Source organism: Capnocytophaga sp. oral taxon 338 str. F0234 (assembly GCF_000192225.1).
Classification (GTDB): Bacteria; Bacteroidota; Bacteroidia; order Flavobacteriales; family Flavobacteriaceae; genus Capnocytophaga.
The window spans coordinates 2,024,732-2,044,396 of sequence record NZ_GL872413.1 but is presented as its reverse complement, the minus strand read 5'-3'; the positions used below and the strand labels follow the sequence as shown (position 1 = coordinate 2,044,396).

Annotated in this window: 19 protein-coding genes and 2 tRNA genes; 8 read left to right on the top strand and 13 right to left on the bottom strand. The window is 37.0% G+C overall.

Annotated features, from left to right (window positions below):
- Positions 1-4: 4 nt before the first annotated feature.
- The 8 genes from HMPREF9071_RS09255 to HMPREF9071_RS09220 all read left to right on the top strand — a co-directional run bounded on the left by HMPREF9071_RS09255 (position 5) and on the right by HMPREF9071_RS09220 (position 11,208).
- Entirely contained in the window at positions 5-3,358 is a 3,354-nt protein-coding gene (locus HMPREF9071_RS09255; protein ID WP_009746365.1) for a SusC/RagA family TonB-linked outer membrane protein, read from the top strand.
- A 74-nt stretch (positions 3,359-3,432) separates the two neighbouring features.
- Positions 3,433-4,875, top strand: coding sequence for a RagB/SusD family nutrient uptake outer membrane protein (locus tag HMPREF9071_RS09250; protein ID WP_009746364.1), 1,443 nt, complete (start codon positions 3,433-3,435; stop codon positions 4,873-4,875).
- Positions 4,876-4,919: 44 nt separating this feature from the next.
- Positions 4,920-6,002 carry a putative zinc-binding metallopeptidase gene (locus HMPREF9071_RS09245; RefSeq protein WP_009746363.1) on the top strand — a complete coding sequence of 361 codons (1,083 nt, stop codon included), beginning with the start codon at positions 4,920-4,922 and terminating at the stop codon, positions 6,000-6,002.
- An 11-nt stretch (positions 6,003-6,013) separates the two neighbouring features.
- Complete coding sequence (locus HMPREF9071_RS09240) at positions 6,014-6,994, top strand: DUF4302 domain-containing protein (RefSeq protein WP_050784943.1); 981 nt, start codon at positions 6,014-6,016, stop codon at positions 6,992-6,994.
- 10 nt (positions 6,995-7,004) lie between these two features.
- Positions 7,005-7,556 (top strand): hypothetical protein, encoded by a 552-nt coding sequence (locus tag HMPREF9071_RS09235; protein WP_253908274.1) that lies wholly within the window; start codon positions 7,005-7,007, stop codon positions 7,554-7,556.
- A 3-nt stretch (positions 7,557-7,559) separates the two neighbouring features.
- Positions 7,560-8,681 (top strand): DUF4856 domain-containing protein, encoded by a 1,122-nt coding sequence (locus HMPREF9071_RS09230; RefSeq protein ID WP_009746360.1) that lies wholly within the window; start codon positions 7,560-7,562, stop codon positions 8,679-8,681.
- Positions 8,678-9,583 carry a hypothetical protein gene (locus HMPREF9071_RS09225; protein WP_009746359.1) on the top strand — a complete coding sequence of 302 codons (906 nt, stop codon included), beginning with the start codon at positions 8,678-8,680 and terminating at the stop codon, positions 9,581-9,583. Before HMPREF9071_RS09230 ends, HMPREF9071_RS09225 begins: the two co-directional genes overlap by 4 nt.
- A 38-nt stretch (positions 9,584-9,621) precedes the next feature.
- The gene (locus HMPREF9071_RS09220) at positions 9,622-11,208 is read left to right on the top strand and encodes a leucine-rich repeat domain-containing protein (protein ID WP_009746358.1); all 1,587 of its coding nucleotides are present in this window, start codon (positions 9,622-9,624) and stop codon (positions 11,206-11,208) included.
- Positions 11,209-11,472: 264 nt separating this feature from the next.
- Here HMPREF9071_RS09220 and HMPREF9071_RS09215 read toward each other — a convergent pair whose 3' ends face one another.
- From HMPREF9071_RS09215 to HMPREF9071_RS09155, 13 genes are all read right to left on the bottom strand, one after another.
- Positions 11,473-11,715: a hypothetical protein gene (locus tag HMPREF9071_RS09215; RefSeq protein WP_009746357.1), complete on the bottom strand. Its 243-nt coding sequence runs from the start codon at positions 11,713-11,715 to the stop codon at positions 11,473-11,475.
- A gap of 94 nt (positions 11,716-11,809) precedes the next feature.
- Positions 11,810-11,895: transfer RNA gene (locus HMPREF9071_RS09210), tRNA-Leu, on the bottom strand.
- A gap of 22 nt (positions 11,896-11,917) precedes the next feature.
- Positions 11,918-11,990, bottom strand: a tRNA-Gly gene (locus tag HMPREF9071_RS09205).
- Positions 11,991-12,121: 131 nt separating this feature from the next.
- Positions 12,122-13,309: an ABC transporter permease gene (locus HMPREF9071_RS09200; protein ID WP_009746356.1), complete on the bottom strand. Its 1,188-nt coding sequence runs from the start codon at positions 13,307-13,309 to the stop codon at positions 12,122-12,124.
- Positions 13,296-14,447, bottom strand: a complete 1,152-nt coding sequence (locus HMPREF9071_RS09195) for an ABC transporter permease (protein ID WP_009746355.1) — start codon at positions 14,445-14,447, stop codon at positions 13,296-13,298. The genes HMPREF9071_RS09200 and HMPREF9071_RS09195 overlap by 14 nt, the downstream gene beginning before the upstream one ends.
- A gap of 15 nt (positions 14,448-14,462) precedes the next feature.
- Positions 14,463-15,074, bottom strand: a complete 612-nt coding sequence (locus HMPREF9071_RS09190) for a DJ-1/PfpI family protein (RefSeq protein WP_009746354.1) — start codon at positions 15,072-15,074, stop codon at positions 14,463-14,465.
- A gap of 69 nt (positions 15,075-15,143) precedes the next feature.
- Positions 15,144-15,626 (bottom strand): hypothetical protein, encoded by a 483-nt coding sequence (locus tag HMPREF9071_RS09185; RefSeq protein WP_009746353.1) that lies wholly within the window; start codon positions 15,624-15,626, stop codon positions 15,144-15,146.
- On the bottom strand, positions 15,623-16,048 hold the full coding sequence (locus HMPREF9071_RS09180; protein WP_009746352.1) for a hypothetical protein: 426 nt from the start codon (positions 16,046-16,048) through the stop codon (positions 15,623-15,625). Before HMPREF9071_RS09180 ends, HMPREF9071_RS09185 begins: the two co-directional genes overlap by 4 nt.
- Before the next feature lie 41 nt (positions 16,049-16,089).
- On the bottom strand, positions 16,090-16,620 hold the full coding sequence (locus HMPREF9071_RS09175) for a hypothetical protein (protein ID WP_009746351.1): 531 nt from the start codon (positions 16,618-16,620) through the stop codon (positions 16,090-16,092).
- Between the two features lie 69 nt (positions 16,621-16,689).
- The gene (locus tag HMPREF9071_RS09170) at positions 16,690-17,043 is read right to left on the bottom strand and encodes an MmcQ/YjbR family DNA-binding protein (protein WP_009746350.1); all 354 of its coding nucleotides are present in this window, start codon (positions 17,041-17,043) and stop codon (positions 16,690-16,692) included.
- Positions 17,044-17,101: 58 nt separating this feature from the next.
- Complete coding sequence (locus HMPREF9071_RS09165; protein ID WP_040358088.1) at positions 17,102-17,962, bottom strand: dehydrogenase; 861 nt, start codon at positions 17,960-17,962, stop codon at positions 17,102-17,104.
- Between the two features lie 14 nt (positions 17,963-17,976).
- Complete coding sequence (locus HMPREF9071_RS09160) at positions 17,977-18,738, bottom strand: hypothetical protein (protein WP_009746348.1); 762 nt, start codon at positions 18,736-18,738, stop codon at positions 17,977-17,979.
- Between the two features lie 181 nt (positions 18,739-18,919).
- Positions 18,920-19,642 (bottom strand): hypothetical protein, encoded by a 723-nt coding sequence (locus tag HMPREF9071_RS09155; protein ID WP_009746347.1) that lies wholly within the window; start codon positions 19,640-19,642, stop codon positions 18,920-18,922.
- Between the last annotated feature and the right edge of the window lie 23 nt (positions 19,643-19,665).

Genomic DNA, 19,665 nt, shown 5'->3' with positions numbered 1-19,665 from the left:
GACTATGAACAAATTTTTATGTATTCTTTTTTTACTCCTTATAAGTACATCACTAAGTGCACAGACTTTTACTCTGAAGGGTACTGTGAGAGAAGTAAATGGTGATCCTTTATTAGGAGTTACTGTTATAATAAAAGAAACACATGCGGGTACCAGTACCGATATGAAAGGTCATTTTACCATTAAAGCGCAAGTAGGACAGACTTTAGTGGTAAGCTATGTAGGGATGAAAACCCAACATATTAAAGTAAAAGAAGAACCTCTGCATATAGTGCTCAAGGAAGAAGCCGAAGTTTTAGGAGGTTTAGTGATTACTGGATATCAGAAGATACAAAACCATGTATTTACAGGAGCATCTACTTCAATAAAAATGGATGATATTAAGATAGAAGGGGTTGCTGATGTATCGCGTATGCTTGAAGGACGTGTGGCAGGACTTTCTATTCAAAATGTAACAGGTACCTTTGGGTCGGCACCACGTATTAATATTCGCGGAGGCGCTTCCATCATAGGCAATGTACAGCCTTTATGGGTGATTGACGGAGCTATTTATGAAGATTTAGTCTCTTTGAGTCTTGACCAACTGGTCTCAGGTGATGCAGTTACTTTAGTCAGCTCGGCTATTGCAGGGCTTAATGCTGCCGATATAGAAGATATACAGGTACTTAAAGACGCTTCAGCGACTTCTATGTATGGGGCTCGAGCTCTCAATGGGGTGATAGTGATTACTACCAAATCAGGTAAGCGTGATACTCCTAACCGTATCACTTACTCTTATGAACAAAGTTTTCGCCAGATACCGTCTTATAAAGATTTTGATTTGCTGAACTCACAGGAAACAATGTCGCTTCTCCAAGAAATGGAACATAAAGGCTATTTTAACCTTCAGAATACCCTTTATGGTAGGCGTAGTGGTGTTTATTACCAATGGTACAAAGGAGTGAGTACACTTAATCCACAAACGGGTAACTATTACTACCCTAATACCTTATCAGCAAGAAATACTTTTATGAGAGAACGTGAGTATGCCAATACCAATTGGTTTAAACACCTTTTTTCTATCAATCCTATACAGAGCCATACGATTACTCTCTCAGGAGGAGGTAAAAATACTACAACTTATGCGTCTTTGGGGTACTATCATGATAGTGGTTGGACAATAGCCGATAATGTAAAGCGTATCACAGCAAACCTGAAAAGTACTTTCTACCTTAATGAACAGTTAAAAGCTACCTTTACGGCAGTGGGTAATATCCGTCAACAGAAAGCGCCAGGTACCTTTACCCAGCGCAAGAATACTACTATAGGAGCTTTTGAACGTGATTTTGACATCAATCCTTTTTCCTATGCTTTAGGCACTTCACGTACTTTACGTCCTAAAGATAATAATGGAAATCTTGAGTATTATCGCAACAATTGGGCTCCTTTTAATATCTTGAATGAATATCAAAATAACTACATGAAAATAGATGTGCTTGATTTTAAAATACAAGCTGAAACATCTTATAAAATCAACTCGCATTTAGAAACTACTGCTTTAGTATCGGCTCGGCAAGCACAAACTAATTCATCTCACTATATTACCGAACAATCGAATGTAATAAAGGCTTTTCGTGCCAATGAAACACCCCAAGTGGCTGCTGATAATATATATCTGCTGAAAAATAAAGACAATCCTTTAGCCCCTCCGCAAATAGCTTTGACCAATGGAGGTATCTTTAACAAGACTGGATCCTCCTTAAAAAGCTACATGGCACGTGTAGCAATGGATTATAATAGGAAGATAGGTGATTATCATGACCTTAAAGCCTTTGGATTTGCAGAAATACGCTATGCTGACCGAACTGTTACTCCTTTTCAAGGGTATGGTATTCAGTATGATCGCGGAAATCAAGTGTTTACCAATCCTCTTATCTTCCAAAAGCTTCTCAATGAAGGAAATAATTATTTTGCTCTTACCGAAAAATATGACCGTGGACTTACTTTCTCTGCTAGTGGTACTTATGCTTACCAAGGTAAATATATAGTGAATGCAGTGCTGAATTATGAAGGTTCTAATACAGCAGGACGTGGCACACGTTCACGCTGGTTACCTACATGGAATATAGGTGCTAAATGGAATATAGACCGTGAGAAATTCTTTAGTAGTAAAAATATCAGCACTCTTGCCCTGAGAACAAGTTATGGACTCACTGCTAAGATGAATGAACAAGCTATCAACTCTTATAGTGTTTTTCAGAACTGGATACAAAATCGTTATCGGTTCAGTGATAGAGAGAACGCTTTGCGTTTACTCCACTTAGAGAATCGAGATCTCACATGGGAAAAAATGTATGAGCTAAATATAGGGGCTGATGCTGGCTTTTTTGATAATCGCATAAGTCTTTCTTTAGATGTGTACCAGCGCAACTCATTTGACCTGATAGATCTCATCCGTACTTCAGGGATTGGAGGTGAATATTACAAATATGCCAACTTTGGTGATATGCGTACTCGAGGAATAGAACTTGCTTTGAATACCAAAAATATTCATACTGATGATTTCAAGTGGCATACTACCTTTTCATTTAGCTATATGAACCAGAAGATTACTCGCTTACTGAATACCCCCAATACTTTTGATATGGTATCAGGCACAGGTCGTGGTAATATAGTAGGTTACCCTAAAGGCTCTTTGTTCTCCTTTAATTATCAAGGTGTAAATAATCAAGGACTACCTACCTTTGATTTTGGACTTTACCCACTCAATAACCGTCCTTATGCTAATGTGGTAGGAGCCGATTTTTCGGATACTCGATACTCAAAATCATACCTTATCTATCATGGCTCGGTAGAGCCAAATGTTATAGGAGGAATTTCTAATACCTTTACCTATAGAAACTGGGAATTTTCGTTCTTTATCACAGCTCAAGCGGGCAATAAAATACGATTAAATCCTACTTTTGACCCATCCTTTGGAGATCTTAATGTCTTTTCAAAAGAATATTATAACCGATGGTTACACCCTTACGATCAATTGCGCACTCAAGTACCTGCTTTGCCTTCACAGAGTCTTATTAACCTTATTGGTAAGGAGAATATAGAACGTGCTTATAACACCTATAATTACTCTCAAAATCGTGTAGCTGACGGTAGTTTTGTTCGTATGAAAAACATATCTATAGGTTATAGAGTACCTAAAAATAATTTAGACCATTATGGCATCAGTAACTTAATAGTGCGTTTGCAGGCTACCAATCCGTTCCTCATTTATTCTGATAGTAAGCTCAATGGACAAGACCCAGAGTATTATAAATCAGGAGGGGTGTCATTACCTACTCCTAAACAATATACTTTATCTTTTCAGATAGGATTTTAGTTAAATAAGAAGTAACAGATAAACTCATTGAAAGTTCATGTTGAGTATGTGAATAACAAGTAACAAAAAATAGAATGAAATATGTGATTAAAATAATAAGTATTATCTTTAGTAGTCTTTGTATAAGTTGCAATTATTTGGACAAAGATCCCGATGCTTCTCTAAATGTACCTCTCAATTCAGAAGAGAAAATAGCAGAACTCCTTACAGGAGCTTATCCTGATGCAAGCTATTTTCCGTTTCTTGAACCACGTACTGATAATGTAGCCCAGCGCGAAAATGGAGTACATACACGCTTGAATGAGGCTATGTATCGTTGGGAAGACGAAGATCAAGAAGATCTCGATACGCCCTTACACTATTGGAACAGCTGCTATAGGGGTATTGCTCAAGCTAATAAAGCCTTAGAACTTTTGGCTAAATATCCTAAGACCAATCGTGTAAAAGCACTATATGCCGAAGCCTTCTTACTCAGAGCTTACTTGCACTTTATGCTTGTAAATATATGGGCAGAGCCTTATAAAGGGGAAGCTTCTAAAAATGATTTAGGAATTCCTTACCTTACTACGCCTGAGAAACATGCTTTAGTGAATTATAACCGAGGCACGGTATATGATGTTTATCAGAAGATAGAAGAAGATCTTAAGTTAGGAATTACTTTGGTGAGTGATAGTTATTATAGCAAACCCAAATTTCATTTTAACAAACGGGCTGCTTATGCCTTTGCCTCACGTTTTTACCTATTTAAAGGAGAATGGCAAACAGTAATAGACTATGCCAACTATGTGCTCACCCAGCCTAAAACACAATTACGCCATTGGAAAGCCTATTATGATGAATATGGATTTAATAATCGTACTCATCTATACCAGCAATATACAAAGACTGAAGAGGAAGCGAACTTGCTTATAGCTACAACACAATCACGTTGGACAAGAGAGCTCCCAACGGTTAAGTACGGACTGACTACAAACCTTATCAATACTAATTTTAGCTATTATGCTCCAGCCACTTCTCCTATACCTATTTATAATGGTATGTATATAGCTAAGTTTGATCAGCTGTCTCTCTTTGGAAGTACAGGAAGCAAGCCTACTGACCTATATGTCTCCAATGTGCTTCTCACCACCGATGAGGTAATGCTCAATCGCATGGAAGCATACGTTATGCTTAAAAACTATAATCAGTTTCTTTTAGAGTATCGAGAATATTACAAGGTCAAATTTGATATTACTAAAAATACTACAGTAGAAGAACTTACTCTTTCTACAGATGATGATTACCAAAACTTTTCACCTTTCTATGGGCTTACTATTCGGCAGTTGGGGGCTATTAAGAATATTGCTCTATTGCGCCAGTGGGAATTTATGCATGAAGGGATGCGTTGGCTGGATATTAGGCGCTTTTATATTCCTGTAAATCGCACTGCAGAACCTCTACAGAAAGAAGACCTGCGCAAGGTAATACAGCTTCCTATAGAAGCTATTAATCGTGGATTACCCGCAAACCCAAGATAGGAGTGATATAATAGACATTTTTACAATATTAATAATAATTCAGTATGAAAAATCTTTTAGAAATAACCGCTATAGCATTTTTGTTCCTTTTGGTAAGTTGTCATAAAGAAAAACTATCTTCACAAAGTGTAGTAGAGTCCGAGACCACTCAGCAAGCTTATACCGAATTAGATAGGTGGATAGAGGATAATATCACTTTGCCTTACGGGATTGCTATTGAATACCGCTGGGATAAAAATGCTGCTCAGAAAGGCACCTATACTTATCCTCCAGAGGTAACTAAAGTAAAACCTGTACTTGAGGCTATTAAATACCTATGGCTCGAACTTTATACCGAAGCTTCACTAGGCGGTAGTAATTTTTGGAAAGGAAAGGCACCTTTAAAAATATATCTTTATGGAGGAAAAAATGTTGATGGCAATGGGCAAGAACTTATTAATAATAACTCAGCAGTAGGGCGTGAGTTTCATCTGTATAATATTAATGACTTCAACCCTCGCGATAAAGACAAAGTATACGTACTGATGCGTAGTGTGCATCATCAGTTTGCTCGTTTGCTTGGAGATGAAATATATCCTTATGACCGTCAAACATTTCTTAGTATTAGTCAGAAAGATTATCGTACTGTTTTTAATAATCAACTATATGGCTTGCCTACTGATGGGATAGCCCTATACGCTCTACGCTATTATCCTAAGAAGCGTGATCTAAACACTTGTACAACTGAGCTGCCTTTTCAGTATTTTCAATCACTCGCTCAGTGTCAGAATGCTCATGCCCAAGCGGGTATTAGTGAGGATTGCTACTTTTGTAACTTTACACAAAATACTCCCAATCATGCAGGTTTCTTTACTTTCCAAGCAATGATCTCCGCTGAAAATGATTTTGCTGAGATGATAAGTATTCCTCTTACTAATCTTAGTTCTCAGATAGATATTGCCAAGAATATCGCCAAGACTCCCACAGGTAGTACTGAGAAGGAGATGCAACGTGCTGCCCTATCGTATAATAACTTACTTAAAAAAGAAGCCTTTGTAGCTGAATATTTTAATAAGAAGGTAGGCTTTAGTCTTAAGCGCTTACAGCTTTTAAGCCTTCAGCGCATGAATCGATTTAATGCCCAATAAATATGACTTCTATGATGAAAATAACTACTTTTATAACTTTGTTTGCTTTGCTGATAGCTTGTCAAAAACAAGAAAATGTTTTTGAGTATTCGCCCTCTCAGCGTATGTCTCAGCATCGTACTGAGTTGCAGAATGAACTTACTGAAGCTCCTTATGGTTGGAAAGTACTTTACTTTCCACGTACTGATTCGTTACTCTTTGCCACCCCTACCAAACCCGAGAAACGAAGTGAATCAAAATATGTGGAGAAACTAATTACACAGGGATTTGGTGGGTTTTATTTTTTGATGACTTTCCATAAAAATAATACTGTAGATATTTTAATGGATACCAATACCCAAACTATCCAAGTCGCTAAAACCAGTGAATATGCGCTCACTCAAGAATCACAACTCCAGCTGTCGTTCACTACTTATAATTATATTCATCGTCTGGTAAATAATCGCTTTCGTGCTGCTGCCGATTTTCTGTATGTAGGCAAAGATACCCTACAGAATATTGTCTTCAAGACTGCTTCCTATGCCGAACCTGCTCGTGAATATATAGTTTTTGAAAAACTGAAATCAATTACTGATAAAGAACAATTCTTACAAAAAGCATATAATAATAGACAATTCTTTGAACAGATGAACAATCCACAAATCGTCATTAGGCGTGGTAGTAAGATTTACTACCAAAGTGATGTATACTTAAAAGGTAACAATTTTGGGTTGAACACTCCCTTTTTGGAGGGATTTGTAGCCAATAGATATTATGTGTTCGAATATCGCACTAACCCACAAGAAGATCCTTCAACAGGCAGATACAAAAGTCAGTTTATAGGTTCTGGTTATGTAGGTACTGAAAAGGGACTTACCTTTAGAGCAGGATTACGCTATAATAACTCTCTTATATTTTACGATTTTGTGCGTGAAGGGAATCGTTTTATTGCTCATCATTATGACAAGAAAGGTATTGCCACAGGTTATATTGCTGAAATATTTAATAATTAAAAAATTAGCAATGAATATGATGCGTTTTTTTATCTATTTAATTATAAGTTTATTTCTATTGGCTTGTAATACCAAAGAAGAAGACCCTGCACAGGAGGATTACCGGAAACTCTTTCCCTTTAAAGGGATTGAGAAACCTACCATTAACTATGAAGACCTTGTGCATAAACAGTGTGATATAGACCATTATACTTATCCTGGTGTGGAAACTACACAGCAGGGACATCAGTATACTCTTACCCTTACTTACCAGTGTAAGAAAGGAAAAGATAATGTTCGTGATCCTCGTTATTATGTGTGTTATGTAAATGCTCAAAAGGAGTTAGTTACCTTACGTGCTACCACTACGGAGCAAACGGTTCGTTTTTCTCTCCCTTCAGGTTATCCTCTCTATCTATCTGTTTATGGTGGAGGGGAAAGAGAATCAAGAGTAAGTGCTCAGTTGAGTGCTGTAGATACACAAGGAATAGTAAGTATTCCTACTTTGCAGTATAATGCTGCTCAGAATACCGATGGTACTGATAATGTAACTCCCTATTGTGAATATATAGTTTTACCTTAGAAAATGAATAAAATGAAATATAATCTCTTATTATATGGACTATTGGGTTTTGCATTCTGGGCTTGCCAAAAAGGAGAAGGCGAGACTGTAGAAACGGCTAATATACTTCGTCCACAGGCTGATATACCCTATACTTTCAGTCGTAACGGTCAGTCAAGTGTGGATGAACACACTGTTGCCCTTTTGCGTGAACCTCTGGATATTATAGAACGACGTTTGCTCTCTGGAGCTATCTCTGATTTTACATATACTGAAATTCTTCGCTATTATACTGAAGGTACTTCTTATGTGAAACCTATTGATGAAATAGCATCTTCTTCGTTAGTGCCTACTGATAGGATTAAGGAAGACATTATCAATCTCTTCCTCTCTGCAAAAAATATTCCACTCAGGGAAGCCCATCCAGGAATTTCAGGCGATGCAGGGCGTAGAGTAGGCGATGCAGAACGTGTGTATGTAGATGAAAAAGGAATAGCTCCCGCCCAGGTATTTATGCGTGTCATAGATGGGGCTATATACTTAGATAAAATACTCTTATTGCACTTAGATGAGCGTTATTTCTCTGATACTACTCTGCGCCGTAATCATCAAAATGTAATCTTACCACCAGGTGAAAACTACACTGAGCTAGAACATCATTGGGATTTGGCTTATGGTTACTTTTTACACTTACAATCACTCACTCAGTCCGATGGGGTAGCTGCTTTGGCGGGTGTTGAACGTAAAATACGAAATGCTTTTGTACAAGGACGCATTGAATTGGGACGTTATCGCTATGAAGCACTCTATACCCAAATGCGTATTATCCGTGAAGAACTTTCCAAAGCAATTGCCATTCGTGCTATTAATACACTTACTGGGGTGATTACCCTTACCAATTATACTGAAGCTCCTAAACAAGCCTTTAAATATCTATCACAAGGCTATGGATTTTTATATGCTTTGCAATTCACTCGCAGAGCCGATGGCACTCTTTACTTTACTTATGATGAGGTGAGAGCCCTTCAGAATCAACTCATAGCAGGTATTGGTTTATGGGATGTTACACGCTTATTAGCCCCTACTGTCCAGGAAGGCTCTCTTAAAAATATTACACAACAAATTGCTGAACGCTACCAATTATGATAAAAAAACTTCTTTTCCTTCTTTTTGCTTTAGTGCTCTATGCTTGTGAAGAAAAAGCAGACACTTCTCAGCCCATTAAAATAGGTACTGAGAATACTTCACTTGTTCACTTGACTCTTTATCCTCAGAGCCGACATGATATATTACTCTCAGGAGGTAATCATAAATATACAGTAAATGTAGCTAACTCGCGTTTGGTGGGAGCCTCCATTAGTCAAGATACTCTTAAAATTCAGAGTTTTCAAGAACAAGGTAGTACCTTTATGATAATTCGTTCTCATGACCAAGCAGCACGCTTGAATATTACCGTACAACCTAATGAACTCAATTTTACAGCCAAAGAAGTAACCCTTGCACCTACGGACATCAATAAAACTATTCAATTAGGGGGAGGTGATATAGTGAGTATTACTACTGCTGATCCTGATGATATAATGAAAACTACATGGGATGGTAATAGTGGTATCTTGGAAATAAGAGGTAAAGCCGAAGGCGATGCCACTATCATAGCTTCCTCAGCAGGACTTACCTCTAAAGAGCTTAAAGTAAAAGTACGCTGTATAGATGATAAGCATTTTCTTGATAATTTAGGCGTTAATAAAAATACCAGTAGATACATCACTCAAGCTATTAATCCTACTGTCATTCAAAAGAGCCAAACTACCGGTACACTCTTTTCGGGACAGAATAATATTAATGCTACTAATAATTCATATTATAGAATTCCTCCTATTATAAACCCAGTACAAGGTACTTATATGGATTTACGCATTGAGTATAAGAAAATTAGAGGTTCGGTTACTTATGAAACTCTTAAATTTTATGTGGAGGAAGTACGTACCATTACTCGCCAAGTAGTATTACGTGGTAGGACTCTCAAGATAGTAGTTCCTTATTATTAGATAACAATATTTTATTAATTTTAATTATATTTTTTCGTATGAAGAATATCCGACTTTTGTATGTATGGGCAACTTTTGTAGCCCTCTTGTTCTCAGGTTGTAAAAAAGATGATGACAACAACGAACAAAAACTTAAGAATCTCACTTTGGAGAAAATCGCAGTAACTATGAAGGCAAGCGAAAATATTGCTGTGCGAATTACCGATGGCAATGGAGGTTATACCGTCGCATCTGCCAATAAAACTATTGCCACTGCTGTTATTGAACAAAACAATGTGAAAATCAATGCTATAGCTGAAGGAAAAACTACTCTAACAGTCTCTGATGCTAAAGGAAAAAAAGCTAACATAGCAGTAACAGTGATCAATCTCATTGTCCCTGGTGAATCACTCACTATAGAACAGGGTAGTACGCTGACCAAAGCACTAACTTTTGGCACGAGCTATACAGTTTCTTCTACCAATGAAACTATTGCTGCTGCCTCTATAACAGGAAATACGCTTACCATAACAGGGGTAGGTAAGGGGAAAACTCAAATTATTGTAAAGGATACGCCGACCCAGAAAGCGCAAACTTTTAATATAGAAGTAACTAGTTCTTTTGCTGTAGAAAAGGCAAAACTTACTCTTGTAAATGGACAAGAAGAAGTAAATGCTGTTATAAAAGGAAAGGATAAATACACTCTCTCTGTAAGTCCTGAAGGTATAGTTGCCGCTACAGTTGAAGACCGTATAGTGAATGGTAATCCTGATGGTAAAAATATTCGTGTAAAGGCTCTTAAGGTAGGTGAGGGGCAAGTTACTGTAAAAGATGATGTTAGTGGTCAAATAGCTACTTTTAAAGTAACCATTACTGCAGCTGATCTTACTATTGCTAAGACTGAAGTTGAGATGGCAACAGGAGCTACTGTTGAAGTTCGTATTAATACTGGTAATCCCGGTTATACTGTTAGCTCTTCCCCTACAAACGTAGTTACTGCTGAAGTAAAGGAAAAAACTGAAAAAGTGGCAGGTAAAGATGATACACATCATTATGTAATTATTAAAGGAATAGCTGCTGGTAATGCCACCATCACCCTCAAAGATAGTGAAAATAAAACTATAACTATCCGTGTAGTTGTGAAATCGAAAGATGATATTTTTGAGATAGATAGTAATGGTGTAGTAACCCTTAAGAGTGGTGCTATTGCTAAAGGAGATATAAGAATTCCAGATGCTGGGACAAGTATAGGAGCAGGGGCTTTTTCTGGGAATGCAGAGATTACTTCTATTGATTTCAATAACGTAACTAAGATAGAGAGAAATGCTTTTCTAGCATCTAAAAAATTAGTTTCTATTACAGGAAGTAAAATACAGGTAATAGGTCGAATTGCTTTTGCTTCGTCTCTTGTGCTTAAAGAAGTAACTCTTCCTGAGACTATAACTACTATAGGTCAAATGGCTTTCATGAACTGTAAAAAATTAGAAAAAATAACTATAAAAGCGACTGTTCCTCCTACAGTACCGGTGAATGCTTTTAAAGGTATCAGTACCAATGCTATACTTTATGTACCAAAAGGAGCTAAATCATCTTATGAAGGACATGTTGAATGGAAAGAGTTTAAGGAAATAAAAGAAATTGATTAAAAATTTTGGTAAAAAGGAGTTCATATTAATGGTGAACTCCTTCTTATTTGCATAAGAAGAAGCTATACTTCAACTATTTGTGATTAAAAAAAGCGATACTGCCTCTGATCGAAGAAAATTATGAATTTTATAGAGAGAGAAAGAATTATTAATATTATTGAGAATAAATGAAGAAAAAATTCTTAACAGCTTTAGACAGAGCAGCATTTAATAATAAGAGCCCCTTTTCTTAAATCATCTTTTGCTTTAGGTTCTACTTTTATTTTATAGGGAGATTCCATATTCAGAAGCTACTTCATTAATCATAACATCAAAGTCTTCACACTCTTCAAAAGGAGTGTTACATGTTTCTATTTCGTCAAGAAAAGCCATTAATCTTGGCGTCATTTCAATAGGCTGAGGTATGTCTTCTTCTTGAATGATAGGTACATTTAAAGACTTTATAAAATCTTTTATTGAATTTAGTTTATTTACATCAGAGGTAGCAAATGTTACAGCTGTTTCCATAGTCAAATGTTTTTAAGAGTTAATATAAAAGCAAAAAAATCACTACTTAAAAAGTAATGATTTTTAAATTTTTCTCTATTGACAGATAGATTTGTACTCGGAGCGGGACTTGAACCCGCACAGGCATTGCTGCCCACTGGATTTTAAGTCCAGCGTGTCTACCGATTCCACCATCCGAGCCTCTTATGATATACATAAAAAGAGCGAAAAACGGGATTCGAACCCGCGACCTCAACCTTGGCAAGGTTGCGCTCTACCAACTGAGCTATTTTCGCATTTCATCTTTTCCTTAAGACGGTGCAAAGATACAACCTTTTTTGAAACTGACAAAGAAAAAGATGATTTTTTCATGAAAAGGATAATTGTGTTTGTATATTGTTTATAATAAATATGCTACAAGGCAATTCTACTTATTAAAGATCCTTTTCATTGTAAGTCCCGCTAATACTAAATATACCAAACACAGTGCCCACATTCCCAGCCAATATGGCATAATGGTAGTGATATGAGCTCCCATCTGAGTAATAGATATAAAACCCTTGCTCCCTAAAGTAGTAGGTACAATATACGAAAAAACACTCAGCCATTCGGGCATCGCTACGGTAGGCCACGAAAAGCCAGTAAGCATTACCGCAGGCAAAGAGGTATACATAATGAGCATAATGGCGTCTTCACGACGGCGCAAAAAGTTCAGCAAGCAAAGCCCCATAAATACAATCGACAGGATAAATGGTATCATAAAAACCATAGTGCTTAGTATCGTGCTACGTACAGGAATGCCAAACAAAGGCATTATAATTCCTAAAATAATGAGTAATATCACCATTGAAAAAGCTAAATAAGTAGTAGCTTTTCCCATCACAATAGGCAAAGCTCCCCAAAAACTATCGGAGTTAGGATATATTTTTTTTAGTTTGTTGCCTTCTCGCATCGTTCCTCCTAACATACCTACGGCAGTGAGTATGGTAGTTTGAAAGATAATCACAAGCACTATGGGAATAAGGAAAGTAGCATAACCCAAAGAGGGATTGTATAAGCTCACTACTTGGGGACTCACGGGCATTGCCTCATCATGTGCTTGGGTAGGGAGTTTGCCTTGTGCCGAAGTGCGTTTCACCTCAACCCCTGCATTCAGGTAAGTAGCCGACACTTTAGCGGCGGTAAGTATTTGCTTGTAATAAAGCATATAAGAAGCATCGGCATAGACCGATATAGTGGGTTGTTCTCCGCGTTGTAGGTCACGTGCAAAACCGTTGGGAATGGCTACTATTCCGCGTATTTTCTCCTGCTGAAAGGCTTTTTCAGCTTCGTTGAGGTTGAGGTAACTGCTGTAAATAGCGGTCTGACTCGTGGCATCAATCATACGTAACAACTGACGGCTTTGGGCAGTATTATCCTCATCTACTACTCCAATAGGAAGCTCTTGCAAAGTCTCTTCGGAATAGAGATAAGTATAGATAAACGACACGGCAATCGCTACAATTACAAACGAAAAGAACACCGCCTTGTCGCGAAATATATATTTGGCTTCCCAAAGCATCGCACGAGTGAAATCGGCTGAACTTTGATATATGTAACTTCTAAACTGTTTCATAACCTCCTGATTTTATCTTTTTCACAAACATAGGATAAGCCACTATAAGCAACAGTCCAAAGAGTAACAATGCCAAAAGTGGTTGCCACGTCATCTCTACAGGAATGCCCTTAATGGCGCGATTTACATAATATTTCATAAAATGAGCATAAGGGAAGATTTGCGCTAAATACTGCAAACTCTTAGGTAGCCCTTCCATAGGAAAAGTATAAGCTGCAAATGAGAAGGCTATAGCTGTAAAACCACTGCCTATGGTAAGTGCCGACCTAAAATTAGGCAATATAGAAACGAGTGCAATACCTATAATCTGATAGATAACAACCAAGGCAAAGGTAATGAGTACCACATTGAACATCGGAATGTGCAGGGGTGTGCCTATAAGCCCAAAGAGTAGGTAATTCATCCACCACGCTACAAAGAAAAGTACTAAGGTATAAGGCAGAAGTTTGCCAACCAAGGCTTTCAGTGGGCTACCACCTGCTTGCTTGAGCCAATGCTTACCCTGATGATAGCGCAGCTCTACTCCCAATACATAGACCGTTACCATCATTACAATCATTTGGAGCATCATAGGCAAGAGTGCTGTGAGCAGGTAATAGGCATAATTAGAATAAGGATTGTATAGACCGTGGTCGTCTACCTTTACGGGTTGAGCTTCGGCGCGTACCTTCTTAGTTTGTTGCCCTTTTTGCATTTTCTTCTTCATCACCAAGCCTGCTGAGAACATCCCTACGGTAGTTTGGAAATCTTTTTGGATAAGACTTGCCCCCAACATAAACTGACTATTAGTATAGCAAATCACCGATTGGTTTTCACCTTTGAATAGTTTCTGCTGAAAGTCGGCAGGAATGACGATAAAGCCCATTATCTGCTGTTGCTGGATAAGGCGTTGGCCTTCTTGTTCATCGGTGAGTTTGATTTTCAGGTCGATGTTTGGGGTAGCATCGAGCATACGCAAAAGGTTCTCGGACAGCTGGCTCTGGTCGTAATTGATATACGCCATAGGCAGGTCGCGGGGTACTCCTTTGTAGAAAATAGCCGCAAAGAACCCAAAGATAACCAAGGGGAACACCAAAACGTAAAACAGCCGTTTGGGTGATAGGAAAAGGTTCTTGCATTCGGTTTTAAAATATTTCATAGTATAATTAGCAAATTAGTTCATTTGTATTGCTTTGAGAAAGCCTTTGGTGTGTAGGATATAGAAAAACTGTATATTCTCTTCGGGGACATCGCCTAAAGCACGCAGTACACTTACCGCAAAATGCAAAGCACTATCCCCCTTGGCGGTTACTACCTTGTGATCAGTTACGGCTTCATTGGTGGTAAGTACAAAATTCTCGCCATTGGTATAGAGAGGAGCATCTTTTATCTCATCAAAAGTATTAGTGGTATGCTTTACATCATTCAGCAAACCATTCACAGCACAAAAGCGTGCACTATCACAAATAGCTCCTAATACTTTGCCATTAGCTTTTATCTTTTGTGCAAGGGTTACCAGCTGAGAGGTTTGCTCCTTAGAAAGATTATGCCACGAGCCTTCTGCCCCAATAAATATGAGAGCCGAAATATCTTCGGGAATTTCGCAGATACTAAGGTCGGGTAAGGCTTTGAGATTGCCGATAGAGGTTTTCACTTCTTTATCGATTGAAGCATACAAAACAGTGTATTGTGCTGTACCTAATTGTTTATCACCAAGGGCAGCAGAAAGATAAGCCAGTTCCCAATTGGCAAACTTGTCTAAAATGATGAATACTATTTTTTTCATACGATGTTATATGAGTTTTAAAAAGTCACCAACTTGGTGGCTTTTTGTAAGTTGTTGATTATAATTTAATTATATTTCTTCGGAGTCTTCTAAGTTTTCTATTAGGATAGGGGTTTCTTCTTTAAAATGAAAAGAAACGCCATAAGGCTCGCAAAAGCTGAAACCTCCTTCAGCAAAATGCAATATCCATTCTTTGTTGTCATAAAATAGGAACTGTGGACTTTCAAAAGGAACTTCCTGTAAGGGAACACTTAACAAACGTTTTTCTTCATCCGAAAGATGAAAGCCTTTTGAGCATATCGGCAGTTGTTCTTGAAAATAAGAAAGTGCCTTGGCAACCAACTTATCTGCCTTGGTAAGGATTTGTTCAATAAAAGCAATAGTATCAGGGCTGATGGTTTTACTTTTGCTAAACACAGAAAAAGGCAGCTGTAGAGTTTCTTTGTAGAAATCACTTTTCCACTGATATGAAGCCTCCCAAAAATACTCGTCTCCCACTTTTTGTGAGAAAGCAAGAGTGCTAAACTTGGTGTTATAACTTGATGTGTTCATTGCTTTAACCAATTAATTTCTTCTTTACTAAGGAGAAAATATTTATATACAAAGTTTTCGCAGGCTTCTTGTTCGCTATCAAAAGACTGTTCATCAGAGAAACTATGCCAATCGGCAAGGCATACCACCCATTGGTTTTCTCGTTGCAGAAAGCAAGTGTTATCCACAGCTACATTTCCTTGCTCAAAAGTATTTGTTTTAAAATAGCACTGAGCAGGGTTATAGTTCAAGGCTTCTAAAGCTTGTAACAACTCTTTGAACGTGGCAATAGGGAGCTGTTCTTTTATCCGAGTTAAAAGTTGTTGTCTTTTCTTCCTTTCTTGTTTGTTTTTTATCAAAAACCAAATGAGTATAAATACCCAAACCAAAACAGCTATTAATAGAGGGGCAAGTATATTGTAATTCACAAGAGCATTCCACATAGGCTTTTAGGTTTATTCAAATATAATGAACAAAATTGAGGCTATTCTGAGGGTGATTTTGTTATTGTCTTCTTGTTTTTAACGAGTGTCGTAATTCCTAATACAAAAAATAATACCCAAGAAAGTACCACAAAGATACATTTCATAAGAGAAAAATAGGGTGCTAAGGTCTCTATCCATAAGTTTTCAGGATAGTGTGTGAGCATTGTAATGGTACTAAAATTTTCGAAATAATCAAAAATACCTCCTATTATTGGGAAGTATGATAAGAAAAGGAGCTTTCTTTGGCTGAGTTTTTCTAAAAAGAAACGTATCAGTTGATAGTAGGTAATAGCAAACAGACCGGGATATATCATATCCACAGGAATTTGTCGGTATAAATAGAAATGGCGACCTTCTTCACCTAAACGCCTAAAAAGCTCTTGAATGTAAGTGGCATCATAAAACGGAGGCACATCTAAAATATCCATTCCTCCAGCCATTGCTTTAAGAGCTGGTACGGTCACCAACATCAAATAGGCATATAGCGAAGTGGTAATGATAAAAAATATCCAAAGTTTTTTCTTTTTCATTTCTAATTAATTTTTGTTGTTTTACTAAATTATCACGGATATTCCCAATCCTAAGAAAGATTACGGAGTTTACCTCTCTAATGCTTCTCTTTCCTTCTTCGGTATTTTGGCAAGTACTTGGTCGTAAGAGTGCTGTATCATCTCCTTGATAAGGGTAGGGGGTAAGCCTTCTAAAAGCACAGTATTCCAATGTTTTTTGTTGAGGTGGTAGCCCGCTATAATCTTGTCGGGGTATTGCTCGCGGAGTTCTATCGCGCGCTCGGGGTCGCACTTGAGACTCACCCGCAAAGGTACTGAATCTAAACTTGTAAGCACAAAAATACGATTACAAATCCGAAATACTAAAATATCCTCGCCAAAAGGCATATCCTCAGTAACGTGGGGCAAGGAAAGGCAATATTCTCTAAGTTCTTCTAAGTTCATTTTATTTAGATAAAAGATTTCAGTAATTAGTTATTAGGTTTCAGATCATATAAAACTCCTATATATTCACACACACTACAGATAAGTCTTTTTCCTTATTGCGGACAATGCCATAGAAACGTTCTTTATACCAAAGCATCTGTTGCTCGTAATCAATAGTGTATTTGCCTATGTCTAATGAATGGATGATCTCTCCAGTTAAGGCATTTATAAGCATAGGCTTTTGTTTTTTATCACTTATGATAATACGTTCTCCATTTCGTACAAAGTGTACGGTTTGTCCTGTATTATAACTAAATACAGTTTGTCCGTTATTTAGTGAAACTCCATGAAAATAGCCTCCTTTACCTGCTGTACCAAAGTATAAGATATCGTTATACTCCTCTACTTGAGTGTAAAGATAAGCAGAGAGTTTGTATTTCCAAAGTGTTTTTTGGTTTTGTTTATCTCGGCAACTCATCATAAAGGGAGATTGCATAAAAACTTCTTTATCTCCAAAAGAATAGACTTTAGCATCATTGAGAATTCGCTTTTGAGGGATAACGCAGAAAGATTGTTCTATCACTTCATTTTCAGTAATTTCAAATACCTTATTGGTTACGAAAATGTTGCCGAGTTTATAGTATTCAATGAGCATAAAAAGTCGTTCGTCTTCCCAATAATAGTATACATCACTATTATAGCAAGTTTCTTCTTCCTCAAAAAAGAAAGAAAGTCGTTTTTGTGATGTAAAATCTTCTGAAAAGATATCTACAAGAATATAACGATCTACATACACTCCGTTTTTCACCATTTTTTTAGAGACATTGGTTGAGGCAAATTGCAATACAGCTATTTTCTCCTGAAAAGGGACGATATCTATCACCCTATAATGGCGAAAAGGGTTATTAAAAGTGTTTAAGGTATGGTAGTTTGTCATATATTACTCAAAAACTAAACGATTCTCAATAAAATGGTTTCTTTAGGTAGTGGGTTATACTTATTTAGTAACGTTTCTTCCTCTCCTTCGTGTAGCAAGGTAAGAAATGTATAACAACCTCCAGATGTAAGTTTTCTAGTATATTCTTTAATCTCTCTTTTGTAAATTTCCTCTAATACCTCCGCTTGTTCTTCCGTTAAATAGGGACGATGAGTACGAAGTGTCTGACGTAGATTTTCATAGAAATCCCCATAACAAATAAAACTTATGTCGTGAAAATGCGCTACCAACCATTTTATTAATTGGTAAAAGATAAAGTTCTGCAAATTGCTTGAAAGGATATCTACCTCTCCATCTTCTCTAATAAATACTATACTTGGTTCTTGCGTTGGTTTTTCTTTGTCATAACAAAAACAATAAACCATATAATCATCCACTACAGCCCTTGCAAAGGGAGCGAAGAAGAACTTTTGGTTCTGAGGATATTGTGTTAAATGCTGATTTAAAAACTCAAACTCTTTCGCAAGTTGTGAGGGGGTGAGTACCTGAAACCAATCTACATACAGAAACAAAGGCGGGTTCTCTTTCAGTTTAGGATATTCTTGTTCTAACCACTCCTTATTAGGCAATCTATCACCATTTTTGTATTCCATAGGACAATAAGAATGATATGGATATTTTGCGCCCATATTCAGCATTCCATTCTCATAAAGCTGATGATATAGCTTGGGGTACTGAAAGCCATAAGTTTGTTCTATTTTTTGTAATGGGTTCATCTTGGATGTTTTTTATGCAACAAAAGTGCTTGACGTTCTGTTACTATTTTCTGTAATTGCTGGTGCAAAATAGCTCGTGAGGAGAACTCAGTAGCCAACTCAATTATCGCTATAGTGTTGTGACAATTTGTAAATCATTCTTATGTCAATTAGTCAATTTAATAATTCAATATTAAGTTACTCACTCGAGAAGGAAAAAATGTCTTTCTTCTTCAGAAACTAAAATAGGATTGTATTCCTTCATTAGTTCTTCAAATTCTTCATCTGAAAGAAGAGCAGTATAATCTTGGTAATGTATCAAGGCAGTTAAAAGATTATCTTTTTTAACTTGTATAGCTTTGTAGGCAGTGAGTTTACGGCTGTAAATCTTCTCAATTACTTCAGCTTGTTCCTCAGTAAGGTAAGGGCGATGTGTACGGAATAAATTAGCAATGTTTTCATAAAAATCACCCAAACAAATAGGAGCTTTTGTATAAATGCTATGTACCATTGATAGCATCCCATAAAAGATGAAATTTTGTAAGTTATCTGCTATAATTTCAGCAGAATCAAAGTCGTACCAGTCCTTTACGATAACAGGAGGTTGCTCTGGTTTTTCTCTATTATAGAAAAAACAAACATCTCCTGCACATTCTGAAGCAAAAGGCACCAAAAGATATTCAGCTTTAATTCCTCGTTGAGATTTATAATCTTCTATTAAATTTACAATCTCTTCTGCATCATCCAATGCCATAAATTGATCTCTAAATAAAAGTAATGGAGGATTCTTTTTTAACTCAGGAAATATATTTTTCCACCAACCTTCTTGCCAGCGAATATCCAACATACCATCTTCCCAAAGTTGATAGTATAACGTTGGGTATTTGAAATGATAAGTTTGTTCTATTTCTTGTAGTGTTATCATAGGAGTTAGGTGTCGGCCAAGTC